The organism is Rhodanobacter sp. LX-99 (assembly GCF_018599185.1).
Classification (GTDB): Bacteria; Pseudomonadota; Gammaproteobacteria; order Xanthomonadales; family Rhodanobacteraceae; genus Rhodanobacter.
Genome location: NZ_JAHFVL010000003.1, coordinates 231,424 through 246,077 on the forward strand (window position 1 = coordinate 231,424; position 14,654 = coordinate 246,077).

General features: G+C 69.8%; 14 protein-coding genes. 5 read left to right on the plus strand and 9 right to left on the minus strand.

The window, feature by feature from the left end:
- Positions 1-23: 23 nt before the first annotated feature.
- Positions 24-698, plus strand: coding sequence for a signal peptidase I (gene lepB / locus KK131_RS15330; RefSeq protein WP_214557592.1), 675 nt, complete (start codon positions 24-26; stop codon positions 696-698).
- Positions 699-849: 151 nt separating this feature from the next.
- Here lepB and KK131_RS15335 read toward each other — a convergent pair whose 3' ends face one another.
- Positions 850-1,287 (minus strand): DUF4440 domain-containing protein, encoded by a 438-nt coding sequence (locus tag KK131_RS15335; RefSeq protein ID WP_214557593.1) that lies wholly within the window; start codon positions 1,285-1,287, stop codon positions 850-852.
- Between the two features lie 110 nt (positions 1,288-1,397).
- Entirely contained in the window at positions 1,398-1,667 is a 270-nt protein-coding gene (locus tag KK131_RS15340; RefSeq protein ID WP_214557594.1) for a metal/formaldehyde-sensitive transcriptional repressor, read from the minus strand.
- A 55-nt stretch (positions 1,668-1,722) separates the two neighbouring features.
- Between KK131_RS15340 and dmeF the strand changes: the two genes are divergently transcribed.
- Positions 1,723-2,661, plus strand: coding sequence for a CDF family Co(II)/Ni(II) efflux transporter DmeF (gene dmeF, locus KK131_RS15345; RefSeq protein WP_214557595.1), 939 nt, complete (start codon positions 1,723-1,725; stop codon positions 2,659-2,661).
- A 42-nt stretch (positions 2,662-2,703) separates the two neighbouring features.
- Here the strand turns inward: dmeF and KK131_RS15350 are convergent, their stop codons facing one another.
- Together KK131_RS15350 and KK131_RS15355 are read right to left on the minus strand one after the other, a co-directional pair.
- Positions 2,704-3,072: a VOC family protein gene (locus tag KK131_RS15350; protein ID WP_214557596.1), complete on the minus strand. Its 369-nt coding sequence runs from the start codon at positions 3,070-3,072 to the stop codon at positions 2,704-2,706.
- Positions 3,073-3,118: 46 nt separating this feature from the next.
- Entirely contained in the window at positions 3,119-5,068 is a 1,950-nt protein-coding gene (locus KK131_RS15355) for an ATP-dependent DNA helicase (protein WP_214557597.1), read from the minus strand.
- A 111-nt stretch (positions 5,069-5,179) separates the two neighbouring features.
- On the opposite strand from KK131_RS15355, the gene KK131_RS15360 reads away from it, so the two are divergent.
- Both KK131_RS15360 and KK131_RS15365 read left to right on the plus strand, forming a co-directional pair.
- Positions 5,180-5,728, plus strand: a complete 549-nt coding sequence (locus KK131_RS15360) for a redoxin domain-containing protein (protein WP_214557598.1) — start codon at positions 5,180-5,182, stop codon at positions 5,726-5,728.
- Between the two features lie 73 nt (positions 5,729-5,801).
- A complete protein-coding gene (locus KK131_RS15365; protein ID WP_214557599.1) occupies positions 5,802-6,191 on the plus strand; it encodes an MAPEG family protein in 390 nt (129 codons plus the stop codon).
- A 41-nt stretch (positions 6,192-6,232) separates the two neighbouring features.
- Here the strand turns inward: KK131_RS15365 and KK131_RS15370 are convergent, their stop codons facing one another.
- From KK131_RS15370 to KK131_RS15390, 5 genes are all read right to left on the minus strand, one after another.
- Positions 6,233-6,757, minus strand: a complete 525-nt coding sequence (locus tag KK131_RS15370) for a tetratricopeptide repeat protein (RefSeq protein ID WP_214557600.1) — start codon at positions 6,755-6,757, stop codon at positions 6,233-6,235.
- A gap of 2 nt (positions 6,758-6,759) precedes the next feature.
- Entirely contained in the window at positions 6,760-9,108 is a 2,349-nt protein-coding gene (mrcB, locus tag KK131_RS15375) for a penicillin-binding protein 1B (protein ID WP_214557601.1), read from the minus strand.
- Between the two features lie 108 nt (positions 9,109-9,216).
- On the minus strand, positions 9,217-10,056 hold the full coding sequence (locus KK131_RS15380; protein ID WP_214557602.1) for an NAD-dependent epimerase/dehydratase family protein: 840 nt from the start codon (positions 10,054-10,056) through the stop codon (positions 9,217-9,219).
- 7 nt (positions 10,057-10,063) lie between these two features.
- The gene (locus tag KK131_RS15385; RefSeq protein WP_214557603.1) at positions 10,064-11,761 is read right to left on the minus strand and encodes a hypothetical protein; all 1,698 of its coding nucleotides are present in this window, start codon (positions 11,759-11,761) and stop codon (positions 10,064-10,066) included.
- A gap of 86 nt (positions 11,762-11,847) precedes the next feature.
- Positions 11,848-13,986 carry a bifunctional (p)ppGpp synthetase/guanosine-3',5'-bis(diphosphate) 3'-pyrophosphohydrolase gene (locus KK131_RS15390; RefSeq protein WP_214557604.1) on the minus strand — a complete coding sequence of 713 codons (2,139 nt, stop codon included), beginning with the start codon at positions 13,984-13,986 and terminating at the stop codon, positions 11,848-11,850.
- A gap of 188 nt (positions 13,987-14,174) precedes the next feature.
- Here KK131_RS15390 and KK131_RS15395 point away from each other — a divergent pair, with 188 nt between their 5' ends.
- On the plus strand, positions 14,175-14,651 hold the full coding sequence (locus KK131_RS15395; protein ID WP_214557605.1) for a hypothetical protein: 477 nt from the start codon (positions 14,175-14,177) through the stop codon (positions 14,649-14,651).
- Positions 14,652-14,654: the final 3 nt, after the last annotated feature.

The following is a 14,654-nucleotide window of genomic DNA, read 5'->3' on the forward strand; positions in this document are numbered from 1 at the left end:
GACCGACCGGACAGGGGAATGCCATGCACGCGATCGCGCGGTTCCTGGCCCGCAACAAGGGCTTCATCACCTTCATGCTGTGCATGGTCGTGTTCCGCAGCGCGGTGGCCGACTGGAACGTGGTGCCGACCGGCTCGATGCAACCCACCATCCGCATCGGCGACCGCATCCTGGTCGACAAGCTGGCCTACGACGTGCGCCTGCCGCTGACCCACGTTTCGCTGCTGCATCTGGCCGACCCGCAACGCGGCGACATCGTGGTGCTCGATTCACAGGCCGCGCACGAGCGGCTGGTGAAACGGGTGATCGGCCTGCCCGGCGACAGGGTGGCGATGCGCGGCAATGTGATCTTCATCAACGGCCACGCCGCCCGCTATGTCGCCGGAAGCTACGCCGGCATCCACGACGACCTGCACGATCCGGCACACTACGAAATCGAACATTACGGCGTGATGCGCCACGCGATCCGCCTGTCCGACTACCGCCCCAGCCCGGCCAGCAACTTCGGCCCGGTGCAGGTGCCGCCCGGCCACTACCTGCTGCTCGGCGACGACCGCGACAACAGCATGGACTCGCGCTACTTCGGTTTCTTCCCGCGCAACGCGATCGTCGGCCGCGCCCGCCACGTGGTCGCCTCGCTCGACCCCGAACATCACTACCTGCCTCGTGCAGACCGCTTCGGCGCGGCGCTCGACTGACGCCGCCGCCATCCGTCAGGGAATCCGAGCGACCCGTTTCGAGCCGGTCATCCCCGGGCAAGGCAGGGGACCCGGGGAATCCGGAGTTATCGAACGCGCCTGCTGACCGCTGTCGAGAGCAGACATTGAGCAACCGCCCCAACGCGGTCCCTCAAAGTACCCCCATCAGCGTTCCCTGATGAAACACGATCTGCCACTCGTCGCCTGCGCGTCGCCAGATCGTGCTGCGCCGGCTCATCCGCTCGCCCTGCTCCAGGGTGTAGGTGAGCAGGTAGGTATCCGGCCCGAGTTCGCGGCAGTGGAAGTCGCGGGTTTTCCAGGTGTGTTCGGCGGGATCGGGGGCGCGGTGTTCCAGGACGTCGAGGACGCGGGCGCGGCTGTAGCGGCGGCCGGAGGCGCCGATTTCCCAGAAGTCGGCGGCAGCCATGCGTTCGAATTCGGCGCGGGTGCTGCCGAATTCGGGGCGGTGGAAGATCGGCTCGCGCCGGCGCAGTGCTTCCAGCACGGGCAACAGCTCGGGTGGCGTGACCAGTTCGGGTTCGGCGGGATCGGGCACCGGCTGTCGATCGCGATTCGATGTTCGGCTCACGGCTTTTGCTCCGCTGCGACGAAGACCCCGCTACTTTGGCGGGTGCCGCGGCTGGATGCGAGTGCCTTCGGGCGTCGACCGCAGCCTCCTGCCGGCAACCCGGTCGGCAGCTACTTGAGGTAGCTCTTCAGCACGGCAAGCACCGGCAGCAGCTCGCCCTGCTGCTTCGTGTTGCCGGTATCGGCCACGTGGGATCGCAGGTGTCCCTCCATCACCTGGAGGATCAGGCCGTTGACCGCGCCGCGCACGGCGGCCAGCTGCTGCAGCACCGCACCGCACTCTTCGTCGCCTGCGATGGCGCGCTCCAGCGAAGCCACCTGACCGCCGATGCGGCGAACCCGGGCGACCAGTTTCTTCCGGTTTTCCTGGATGTGGGACATGACGGCAGCCTGATGGTCATATACTATGGGGGAGTATATCGCCAGAGAACGAACCATGCCCGCCCCCGACGCCTCGCCATTCATCCACAGCCACCAGTTCAACCACGTCGACGCGAAGGCGGAGCGCAATACCCGGCGCGTGGTGTTCATCACGGCGGCCATGATGGTGGTGGAAATCGTGGGCGGTTACTGGCTGAACTCGATGGCCCTGCTGGCCGACGGCTGGCACATGAGTTCGCACGCGCTGGCGATGGGGCTGTCCGTCATGGCCTACGTGTTTGCCAGGCGCTATGCGAAGGACCGGCGGTTCGCCTTCGGCACGTGGAAGATCGAGATTCTCGGCGGCTACAGCAGCGCCTTGCTGCTCGCCGTCGTCGCCGCGTTGATGATGGTCCAGTCGATCGAACGGCTGTTCGCGCCCGCTGCGATCCATTACGACGAGGCCATTCCGATCGCGGTGATCGGCCTGGGCGTCAACCTGTTGTGCGCGTGGCTGTTGAAGGGAGAGCACAGCCATGAGCATGGACACCGCCATCATGGGCACGGGCATGGGCATGGGCACGGCCATCACCATGACGTGAACCTGCGCGCGGCCTACCTGCACGTCATCGCGGACGCGGCAACCTCCGTGCTCGCCATCGTCGCGCTCGTCGGAGGCAAGCTTTACGGCGCTTCCTGGCTCGATCCGGTCATGGGCATCGTGGGTTCGATCCTGGTGGCGCGATGGGCCTGGGGCCTGCTGCGCGAGTCCGGCAGGATTCTTCTGGACGCCGAGATGGACCAGCCGGTGGTCGAGGAAATCCGCGACGTGGTGAAGGAACATTTCACGACGGCGGCCGTCAGCGACCTGCATGTCTGGCGCGTCGGCCGCAACAGCTACGCCTGCATCCTCGGACTGGTCGCCACCTCGGCCATCAGCGCCGGGGAAGTCCGCCGGCAACTGGCCGTCCACGATGAACTGGTACACGTGACGGTCGAGGTTGCGCTGACCTGAGCGTTGCCGGATCGGACCTCGCGGCAAGGCAGAATCGCGTCGCTACGCGGGCGGCTGCCACAACTCGACGCGCGTGCCTTCGGGATCGACGACCCAGCCGAAGCGGCCGAACTCGCTCTGTTCGATGCGCTCGTCCACTTCGACGCCGGCAACGCGCAATTGCGCCAGTAGCGCGTCCAGGTCGTCGACGCGGAAATTGATCATGTAAGGCTGCGTGCCGGGTCCGAAATAGCCGGTGTCGGCAGCGAAGGGAGACCACAGAGTGTAGCCGGGGCGCTGGGCGTCCTCGTCGAAGCGGGCGCCGCCCCACTCCTCGACGTTCAGGCCGAGATGTTGTGCGTACCACGCGCCGAGCGCGGCGGGGTCGCGTGATTTGAAGAAGATGCCGCCGAGTCCGGTGACCTTGGCCATGTTGCTGTCCTCTCTCGATCGGGTTTGCCGGCGGGCTGCGCTACGCTCAGGACGAACGGGTTTCTGCAGTATCGAAGAACGCCTGCACATCCGCCAGCTCGCGCGTGCGCGGCATCGGCGGCAGGCTGGCGAGGAAAAGCTTGCCATAGCCCTTGCTGGTGAGGCGCGGGTCGCACAGCACCAGCACGCCACGGTCGTGCATGTCGCGGATCAGGCGACCGGCACCCTGCTTCAGCGCGATCACGGCGCTGGGCACCTGCCAGCCCATGAACGGATTGATGCCGGATTGTTCGAGCGCGGCAAGGCGCGCCATCAGCACCGGATCGTCGGGCGCGGCGAACGGCAGCTTGTCGATCACCACCACGCTGAGCGCCTCGCCGACCACGTCGACGCCTTCCCAGAAACTGGCCGCGCCGAGCAGCACGCCATGGCCGCTGGCACGGAATTCCTCCAGCAGTCTTGGACGCGGCGCGGTGCCCTGCACGAACAGCGGCCACGGCACCTTGTCCTGCAGCAGCTCAGCCGCACGGCGCAGCGCTCGGTGCGAGGTGAACAGCAGGAAGGCGCGGCCGTTGGAGGCGTGCAGCACCGGCAGCACGGTCTCGATCACCTGCTCGGTATAGTCGCGGGCGTTCGGATCCGCCAAGCCGGACGGCAGGTAGCACAGGCCCTGATGCGCGTAGTCGAACGGGCTTTCCAGGCTCAGCGTCTGCGGATCGTCGAGGCCGAGCTGGCGCGCGAAGTGGTCGAAGTTGCCGGCCACCGACAGCGTGGCCGAGGTGTGGATCCAGGCCGCCTGGGTGCGTTCGCGCAGGCCGCGCATCGGCACCGCCAGGTCCAGCGGCGTGGCGTACAGCGCGAAGCCGCGCGGAAAGGTTTCGTACCAGCGCACGTCACGATCGCCGTGCGACTCGACGATGCGGTCCAGCCGCTCGTTGAACAGCCCGGCGCGCTCGTGCAGGTTGGCGAAACCGCGCGAGCGTTCGGCCTGCGAGGCGAGCAGTTCGGCCAGCGTGGCCAGCAGTTCGCGCAAGTCGTGCAGCGAGGTGTGCACATCGGCGCGATCCTCCAGCAATTGGAACGCGCCGCGCGCGGGCAGCGGCTCCAGCGCCAGGCGCAATTTGCGCAACGCGTCCTGCAGCGCTTCCACCGGCTCCAGCAGCAGGCCGATCGCGCCGGTGACGCCGCTGCATTCGGTCAGCGTGTCCTGCGCCAGCTCGGTCAGCTGGCGCGCGCTGATGCTCTGCGAGAAGAACTGCCCGGCCAGCTCGGGGATCTGGTGCGCCTCGTCCAGGATGAAAGCTGCGGCGCCCGGCAGGATCTCGCCAAAGCCTTCCTGCTTCAGCGCCAGGTCGGCGAACAGCAGGTGGTGATTGACCACCACCACGTCGGCTTCCAGCGCCTCGCGCCGCGCCTTCACCACGTGGCAGTCGTCGAAGAACGGGCACTCCACGCCGAGGCAGTTTTCCGGCGTGGAGGTGACGCGCGGCCACAGCGACGATTCCTCCGGCACTTCGGCCAGCTCCATGCGGTCGCCGCGGCGGGTGCGTGCGGACCACGCGCGGATCGTCGCCAGCTGCGCGGCCTGCGCGCGCTCGAAGGTGGCGCCCTCGCGCACGGTCTGGTCGAGCCGATACAGGCACAGGTAGTTCGCGCGGCCCTTCAGCAGCGCAGTCTTCAAGCGCGCGCCGAGCACCGAGCGCACCTTCGGAAGATCGCGGAAATACAGCTGGTCCTGCAGCGCCTTGGTGCCGGTGGAGATGATCACCCGCTCGCCCGACAGCAGCGCCGGCACCAGGTACGCGTAGGTCTTGCCGGTGCCGGTGCCGGCCTCGGCGATCAGCGTGTCGCGTCCGGCGATCGCCTGCTGCACCGCGCGCGCCATCGCCTGCTGCGCCAGCCGCGGCGCGAAGTTCGGCAGTTCGCGCGCGAACGGGCCATCGGCACCGAGCAGGGCGCCGACGTCGTCGGACTCGGTGTCATCGAGGTCGTTCATCCGCCAAGTATGGCGGAGCGGCAGCGTGCGACAAAGCGGCAGCGGGAACCTCGACCGGCGCCGACGCATCAATTCGGCAGCCATGCGCCCGCCTGCCGAAGGAGAACCGACGTGAGACTGTTCGCACCCGAGCCGGCACCCGCGCTCGACCTGGTCGACATCCACGGCCAGCCGATCATGGTCAGCAGCCGCGGCCGGCTCACCCTGCTGTCGTTCTTCCGCGACGCCGCCTGCCCATTCTGCAATTTCCGCATTTACGAACTGACCAACCAGCACGCGGAACTGGCCGCGCGCGGACTGGACATCGTCGCCGTGTTCAGCGCCTCGCAGGCGGACGTTCTGCGCTTCGCCGGACACCGGCCGCGCCCGTTCCAGATCGCCGCCGACCCCACGTCGAGCGCGCACGAGCTCTACGGCATCGAGCGCTCGCTGTGGCGCAAGCTGAAGGCGATCGTGACGCGCGTGCCGACCCTGCTCAAGGGCATGCGCCTGGTCGGCCTGGCCGGCCTCAACACCGGCAACCTGATGCCGGCCGACTTCCTGATCAACGAGCACGGCCGCATCATCGAGGCGTACTACGGCCGCGATGCCGGCGACCGCATCCCGCTGGAGCGGGTCGAGCAGTTCCTCGCCCGCGCCCGCGCCAGGCGCGCGGCATAGCATTCGTCACGGCTACTGGCGGCAGCGCCGGGCATGGTTCACCATGCCGGCACCGCCACGGGGGAGACGCATCATGACGACCGAATTGTGCATGCTGGTGTGGAGTGTCGTGCTGGGACTGGTGCAGATCGCGCTGGCCGCGACCTGCTCGGTCGGCCAGCGCGGACTGGACTGGGCCGCCAGCGCGCGTGACGAGGTGAAGCCGCCGCTCAGCGGCATCGGCGGCCGGCTGGACCGCGCCCGCGCGAATTTCCTGGAAACCTTTCCGCTGTTCGCCGCCGTGGTGCTGGCCGCGCACCTGCTGCAGCGCCACGACGAAATGACCGTGCTCGGCGCCCAGCTCTACTTCTGGGCCCGGCTGGCCTACGTGCCGGTATACGCCGCCGGCATTCCCTACCTGCGCACCCTGATCTGGGCGGCGAGCATCGTCGGCATCGTGCTGGTACTGGCAGCGTTGTTCTGAGCCTGGTGCAAGGTGCCCCGCCGTGACGTCCGGCGGTCCGCTCAGTAGCGCGGAATCCCCGCCTTGTGGCACTGCCCCACCCACTTGCGCGCGGTCTCGGCGCCGGTGTGGTCGCGTGCCTGCAGGCGCATCTCCACGATGGTCTGCCAGTTGCGCGCGCACAGCGGGCCCAGCCTGGGGCCGAGCGACCACGACTTGTGGGCCAGCTTCTCGGCAGCGGAGAAATCCTTCAGGCGCACCGCCATTTCGGCGCGCTCCTGCAGCAGGTCGGGCGAATCCGGATTGAGCTTCAACGCCTGGTCCAGCTTGGCCGCGGCGTCGGCGTACTTGCCGGCCTGCTCGTCGCGCTGTGCGGCGTCCTGCAGCGCGGTGATGCCGGGATCGCGCAACGGGTTCACGTCGATGATGGATTTCTCGCGGTCGCCGGCGGCGCGGATGGTGGCCACCTGGTCATAGGTCGGCAACGGTGGGCGCGTATCCGGCGGTGGCGTGGTGGCGAACATGCCGCAGCCGGCCAGCAGGCCCGTCGCCAGCCACAGGGAAAAACCTTTGCCCAGGTAGTGCATGATCAGTTTCCGCTCGGTGCGCCGGGCGCGGCAGGTATGGCGCCAGTAGCCGGTGGGGGTGGATTGTCGCTGCCGCCGAACAGGCTCTGGATGCCCTGCCAGAAACAGCCCTCGGTGTCGGCCGGCAAGGTATCGGCGATCACCGGCACCTGCTGCGCACCCTCGCATTGCGGCTCGGTGCGTTTGCCGCTGGCCGGGTTGATCCAGGCCATCTCCAGCCCCTCGCCGGGTGCGGCCGACAGCGGCCGGCTCGGCAGCTTGGCGAACAGGTCGCGCCATGCGCGCAGGCCGCCGCTGGCGCCGAACAGGGTGGTCGGCTTGTTGTCGTCGCGGCCCATCCAGAACACCGCCAGGTGCTCGCCGGTGAAGCCGGCGAACCAGCTGTCGCGCATGTCGTTGCTGGTGCCGGTCTTGCCGGCGGCGTGCAGCGAGGCCAGCGCGGAATTGCCCAGCGCGCTGGCGGTGCCGTACTCGGCCACCTGCTGCATCGCCCAGGTGGTCAGCCGCACCGCTTCCTGGTATTCGCCGCGGCCGCCCTGCACCTGGTAGCGCTTGATGGTGCGGCCGTTGCCGTCGAGCACGCCGCGCACCGCCACCAGCGGCAGCGCATGGCCGTCGGCGGCAAGGTACTGGTACAGCTGGGCCAGCTGCAGCGGCGCCAGGTCGAGCGCACCGATCAGGAGCGACGGGCTGGGGTTGATGTCGCCGATGCCGAACGATTTCAGGAACGCCTGGATCCGCGGCAGGCCCACCTGCAGCCCGAGGTGGATCGTCGCCAGGTTCCACGAATGCGCCAGCGCGTCGACCATGATCAGCGGATCGTGGCTGCGGTGGTCGTCGTTCTGCGGCGTCCAGTAGCTGCCGTCGGGCTGGCGCATGCTGACCGGGCTGTCGTCCATCATGCTGGCGAGGTTCCAGCGCTCCGGCTGGGTCAGCGCAACCAGGTAGACGAACGGCTTGATCGTCGAGCCGATCGGCCGGCGCGAATCCAGCGCGCGGTTGAAGCCCGGGTCGCCCGGCGTCTTGCTGCCGACCACGGCCAGCACGCTGCCGCTGTGCGCATCGGTCACCACCGCGGCCGCCTGCACGCCGTCGCCGCGCTTGCCCAGGCCCTTCAGCGTGCTGGTGATCGCCTGCTCGGTGTACAGCTGCGCGGCCGGGTCGAGCGTGGTGAAGATCGACAGGTTGCCCTCGCGCAGCGCCTGCTCGTCGAAGTCGGCGGTGATCTGCTTGCGCACCAGGTCCATGAAGGCGGGGAAGCGGTTGTGCGGCAGCTGGCCGTTCTTGACGATGTCCAGCGGCGCCGCCTGCGCGGCATTGAGCTGCCCTGCGCTGATCAGGTTGGTCTCGAAGAATTCCTGCAGCACCAGGTTGCGCCGGGTCAGCGCGCGCTGCGGCGAGCGGCGCGGATCGTAGTAGCTCGGCCCCTTCACCATGCCCACCAGCAGCGCGATCTCCTGCGGCCGCAGGTCCTCCAGCCGGCGGCCGAAGTAGAACTCCGACGCCGCCGCGAAACCGTGCACGGCCTGCCCGCCCTGCTGGCCAAGGAACACGTCGTTGACGTAGGCCTCGAGGATGCGCCCCTTGCTGTAGTGCGCCTCCAGCAGCAGCGACATCAGCGCCTCGTTGATCTTGCGCGTGAGGTTCTGGTCGCGGCTGAGGAACAGGTTGCGCACCAGTTGCTGGGTCAGCGTGGAGCCACCCTGCACGGTATGCCCGGCGCGCAGGTTGGCGAACGCGGCGCGCGCGATCGCGCTGACGTCGATGCCGATGTGATGGTTGAAGTCGCGGTCCTCGACCGCCTGCAGGCCGCTGACCAGCAGCGGCGGCACGTCGGCCAGGCGCACGAAGCGGCGCTCCTCCTGGCTGGCGCCGTACAGCGTGGCGATGCGCGCCGGGTCCAGGTGGGCGAGTTCGATCGGCTTGCCGCTGGCGGCGTCCTGCACCGACTGCACCGTGCCCCGACCCAGCGTGACGCGGATGCGCTTGGGCAGCTCGCCGCCGTCCGGACCAGCGTAGCCGCGCGAGGCGATCGTGTAGCGCGCGCCCTGCTTCACCCAGCTGCCGGCGACCTGGCCCTTGCCGTCGTTGCTGTAGCCGGCGAAGGTCAGTTCCAGTTCCAGCGCCGCCGGCGTCATCGGCGTGCCGGCGGCCAGCGGCAAGGGCCGCGCGTAGACCTTGGTGGGCACCGCGAACACCAGCTCGTTGAAGCGGTCCTGCACCCGCTTGTTCAGTACCAGCGTGTACGGCAGCACGAAGCCGAACAGCAGGCCCATGCCGATCCAGAACGGGATGCGCAGCCACGGCCAGCAGCGGCGCGCAAACGAGCGAGTACGGGTCATCAAGGCCAACGTGGGTAAATCCGGCTATCGGGTGGCTCGATCATAGGGCCTGCTACCCGGCGGGCATATGAACGCGGCGGGCGGTTTCGGGGCGAAACGCGGGCAAATGACGCATGGCTAGCGCGGCGGCACCCACATCGCGGGGTCGGGGCGGAACGGTCGCGGACGGATGCCGAGCAGGCGCTGCAACTCGCCGTTGTCGGCGACCAGGTCGCTGTCGAGCCGGCTCAGCGGGCCGCGCAACGGCGGCAGCGCGCGCTGGCCCAGACGCAGCAGCCACGCCGGCAACGGCAAGGGCACGGTGCTGCGCGACAGGCTGCCGCGCACCCGCGCGAACATTTCGCCGGAACGCAGCCGTTCGCCGCCGCCGATCGGCAGGATCCGGCCGGCCGCGGCCTGGCACTCCAGCGCAGCCAGCACCGCCTGCGCGATGTCGTCCGCATGCACCGGCTGGCGCAGGCCGCGCCCGGCCGGCAGCGGAAACACTCGCAGCCGCATCGCGCGCCGGGCGATCGGGGTGAGGCTCTTGTCCAGGCCGGCGCCGTAGACCAGGGTCGGCCGCAGCACGGTCCAGGCGCAGCCGTGCCGCTCGCAGGCGGCGGCCAGCGCGGCCTCGCCGTCGCGCAGCCGGCGCGCGAGGGCGCGCTCGGCCGGCACGCTGGAATCGCGCTTGGTCTCGGCGCTCATCGAGCTGGTGGCGATCACCCGCGGCGCGTCGGCCAGGGTGGCCTGCGCCAGCCAGTCGGCCAGCCCCTGCAGCGGGCCGAAACTGATGATCGCCGACAGCGGCGGCAGCGGCGGCACGCGATCGGGCAAGGTTCCCTGCAGCCACTCCACGCCGGCTTGCGCGGGTCGCGGCTGCCGGCTCAAGGCCAGCGCCTGCTCGCCGCTGGCGAGCAGGCGCGGCAACAGGAAATGGCCGATCTGGCTGCTGCCCCCGAACACCAGTACCGTCATGCCGCGCTCACCCGCCACCCTGCAGGCGGGCGCCGAGATCCAGCACGCGCGGGTTGGAAGGGGTCAGCTTGCGCGCGCGTTCCAGCGACTGGCTGGCACCGATGCGGTCGCCGCGCGCCAGTTGCTGCTCGGCCTGGTCGAGCCACGCGCTGGCCAGCCGGTTGCCCATGGCGCCCTGCACCGCATCGCCGGGCGCCAGTTCGGCCAGGTTCGCCAGCATGTCGCCGGCCTTGCCCAGGTTGCCGGCGGCGAGCGCCTGGTTGAATTGCCGTATGACCTGGCTGGGCAGGGACTGCAGGCCGTGCAGGGCCGCCTCGTCGTTGCCGTCGATCGCCAGCGCGCTGCGGTACAGGTCGTACGCGCTGCCGCCGGGCGGCATCATGATGTCGCCGTTGTTCGTGGCCACCTGCGCGCGCTGCACCAGGCGCGCCACCTCCGCACTCTGCTGCGGCGACACGGCGACGGCAGCGGGCGGTTCCGGCTCTCGCTCCGCGGCGGCCGCGGGTGCGGCCGGTGCCGCCACCGATGCCTTGTCCAGGCGCGCGCGCGCCGCGGCGAGGTCGGCCGATTTCGGCGCCAGTTCCGCCGCCCGGTCGAGCAGCTTCGCCGCCTGCTGCCTGTCGCCGTCGTCGAGCGCGGCATTCGCCTGTACGGTCAGCGCCTGCGCCACCTTGCCGAGGCCGGCGCGGGCCTGCGCGTTGTCCGGATCGAGCTTGAGCGCGGCCTGGAAGCGGGCCAGCGCGGTGTCGTCGCCGCTGCCGTCGATGCGCCCGGCGCGCAGCGCATCCTGGCCGGCGTTGAGCACCGCCTCCAGCGCGCTGTTGTCCTGCTTGCGCGTCTGCGCCTGCAGCGCGCGCAGCGCCGGCAGCGCGCCGTTGTTCGGCTGCAGCGCGGCCAGTTGCTCGATACGTGCGTCGGCCGTCGTGCTGTCCTTCGCGTCCAGCGCCGTGCGCGCCTGCACGGCCAGTGCGTAGCCGACCTGGTCGAGCCCGTGCGCGGCCACGGCATTGTCGGGATCGGCGCGCAGCACGCGCTGGTACAGCGCGCCGGCGCCCTCGGGGCCATCCAGCTTTCCGGCGGCCAGCGCCTGCTGCGCCTGGTCGACCAGGTCCACCGTGTGCACCTGCGCCGCGCGGGCGCTGGCGATCGTGCGATCGAGCCGGTCGATGTCGCTGCCGCCGCCGAGCAGTTCGCGGGCCACCGCCGCCTGTTGCGCGGCCTGGCCCAGCTGGCCGGCCTGCAGCGCCGCATCGGCCTGCGCCAGCATGGCCTGGCCAACCTGGCGCAGGCCGTCGCGGGCGCGGTCGTTGTCCGGCTCCAGCGCCGCGGCGGCCTGGAACAGCTCGCGCGCACTGGTGCCGTCCTGGCCGTCCAGACGTCCATCCTGCAAGGCCTGCTGCGCCTGCACCAGCACCGTGTTGAAGTCGGTGCGCGGCAGCATCCCGCGCAGGCGGTTCTGGTTGAGCCAGAGCGCGCCGACCGCCACGAGCGCCAGCAGCAGCAACCACAGGGCACCCCTGCCGCGGCGGTGCCGGTGCCGCCGCGAGCCGGTTTCCCTGGCGTGCGGCCGGCGCGGTTCGACCGACACCTGCGGCAGGCCGTCCATGCCCGGCGCGCGCGGAGCATCCAACCGATCGAAGTCACCCAGGGTGGGCTCGGTGCGAATCGGTGGATGTTCGTCGTGCTGGTCTCGGCGTCCGCTCATGTTCCGTGGCTATGAAGACTGTTGGCGCAGCTTAACATCGGCCCGCCAGCCGCCGTTCCGCTTGCTGGCGGGCATTGCGCGGTCATTCAGCCGACGCCGACCCGGCGCACGTCGATCACGTTCGGCAGCGCCAGCAGCTTGCCGAGCAGGGTCGACAGCTGTTCGAAGTCGCGCACGCGCAGGGTGAAGCGCATCTCCACCTCGCCGGTGTGCACGAACAGCCGGCTGGACGAGGCGATGATGTGGGTCCCGGCGTTGCTGACGACGCTGGTGACGTCCTTCTGCAGTCCCTTGCGGTCGTAGCCGCGCAGTTCGATGTCGACCTCGTACGCCTGCGCGGCGGCGCTGCCCCAGCTCACCTCGATCACCCGGTCCGGGTCGCGCCGCGCCAGCCGCGCCAGGCTGCCGCAGTCGGCGCGATGCACCGAAACGCCGCGGCCCTTGGTGATGAAACCGCGCACCGGGTCGCCGGGCAGCGGCTGGCAGCAACGCGCCAGCGTGGTCAGCAGGTTGCCGATGCCCTCGATGCTGAGCGCACTGTGGTCGAGCGTGGCGTGGCGCGAAGCCACCGGCGCGCCCGACTGGGTGACCGCCGGTTCCGGCGGCTGCGCCGCCTCCTGCAGCACGCGGGCGATCTGGCCGGGGGTGATTTCGCCCAGCGCCAGCGCGATCAGCAGCTCGTCCTGGCTCTTCAGGTGGAAGTGCGCCGGCAGCTTGCCCACGTCCGCATTCGACAGGGCAAGCCGCTTCAGCTCGCGCTCGAACATGCTGCGGCCCACCGCGAGGTTCGCGTCGTGGGCGATCTTGCGGAACCAAGCGCGCACCTTGTCTTTCGCCCGCGCGGTGTTGAGGTAGCCGTGGTGCGGCGACAGCCAGTCGCGGCTGGGCTCGGCCACCTTCGCGGTGAGGATCTCCACCCGGTCGCCGCTTTGCGGCTGGAACGTCAGCGGCACGATGCGGCCGTTGACCTTGGCGCCGCGGCAGCGATGGCCCACCTCGGTATGCACCAGGTAGGCGAAGTCCAGCACGGTGGCGCCGCGCGCCAGGTCGAACACCTCGCCTTTCGGGGTCAGCAGGTAGACGCGGTCTTCCAGCAGTTCGGTCTGCAGCTCGGCGGCCAGCGTGCTGTCGTCCTCGCCGCGCGTATCCAGCAGCTTGCGCATCCAGGCGATCTTCGCCTCGAACTCGGCGTCGCTGCTGCCGCCTTCCTTGTAGCGCCAGTGCGCGGCCACGCCCAGTTCGTTGGCGCGGTGCATCTCGCGGGTGCGGATCTGCACTTCCAGGGTCTTGCCGGCCGGCCCCAGCACCGCGGTGTGCAACGACTGGTAGCCGTTCGCCTTGGGCCGCGCGATGTAGTCGTCGAACTCGCCCGGCAGGTGCGGCCACAGCGAATGCACCACGCCCAGCGCGGCGTAGCAGTCGGTGATGTTATCGACCAGCACGCGCACCGCGCGGATGTCGTACAGGTCGGAAAAATCCAGCGACTTGCGCTGCATCTTCTTCCATATCGAATAGATGTGCTTCGGCCGCCCGGCCAGCTCGGCATGGATGCCGGCCGCTTCCAGCGCGCGCTGCAGTTCGTCCAGCGAGTCGCGGATGAACGCCTCGCGATCGGTGCGGCGCTCGTCGAGCAGGTCCGCGATGCGGCGGTAGGTTTCCGGTTGCAGGTAGCGGAATGCCAGGTCTTCCAGCTCCCACTTCAGCTGCCAGATGCCGAGCCGGTTCGCCAGCGGGGCATGGATGTCGCGGGTCAGCCGCGCCAGCGCCTGGCGTTCGGCCTCCGGCGCGGCCGCCGCCGCGCGCATCCGCGCCAGTTGCCGCGCCAGCAGCACGAACACCACGCGCAGGTCGCGCACGATCGCCAGCAGCAGCCGGCGCAGGCCCTCGGCTGCACCCTGCGGCGGCCGTTGCGCATGCAGCGCCCACACCTGTTCGGCCGCCTGCTGGCCGTCGACCAGCCGCTGCAGTTCGGCCGGCAACTTCGCGCGCCGCTCCGCCCACCATGCCGGGTCGACCCGCGCCAGTTCGAACCACACCGCCGCCGCCTGGGTCCGCGCGTCGCAGCCGAGCATGCCGAGCAGGTCCAGCACGTCGGCGCACTCGGCCTGATCCACCGCACGGGTGGCGCAAGCATCCAGCGCGTCGGCCAGCACCGGCGGCAGCGTACCGGCGCGGTCGCGCCATGACTGCAGGCCGGGGACGGCGATGGAAACGGCTTGAACCATGAAACGATCTTCCTCATCGGCCAGCGGCACCGCAGGCGTTGCGCTCGCCGCGGCTGGCTGGCATGTTCCGCCAATGCCTGGCGCACGACCAGCTTACCGCGCAGAATCGGCGTTCGCCTGCGGCTGGCCGGGGGAGCGGCTTATCGCGCAGAATCGTTCCGCCCGTTCCCTGCCCGGAGGATGCACCCATGTCGACCCGTCCGCGTCACCTGATCCGGTCGCTGCTGCTGGCGCTGCCGCTGTTCTGCCTGTCCGTGCAGGCGCAGCAGGCCGACCTGCAGCAGCGCATGAGCAGCGCCGAATTCAAGGCGGCCGGGCTGGACAAGCTGTCGCCGCAGGAACTGCAGAACCTCGACGACTGGCTGCGCAAGCACGACAAGGCCGTCACCAAGATGGTCGACGCCAGCGGCAAGCCGGTGTTCTATCCCGAGACGCAAAAGCGCAGCAAGATCAACGCGCATATCGCCGGCCACTTCGACGGTTGGCACGGCCATAGCCAGTTCACGCTGGACAACGGCCAGGCGTGGGAGCAGGTCGGCACGGACACGCCCTCCTGCATGAGCTCGGACAACCCCGCGGTCAAGGTCAAGCCGTCGATCCTCGGCAACTGGCTGATGTACGTGGCCGGCTGCAACGATTCTGCCCACGTCAAACGCGTGCGTTGACCG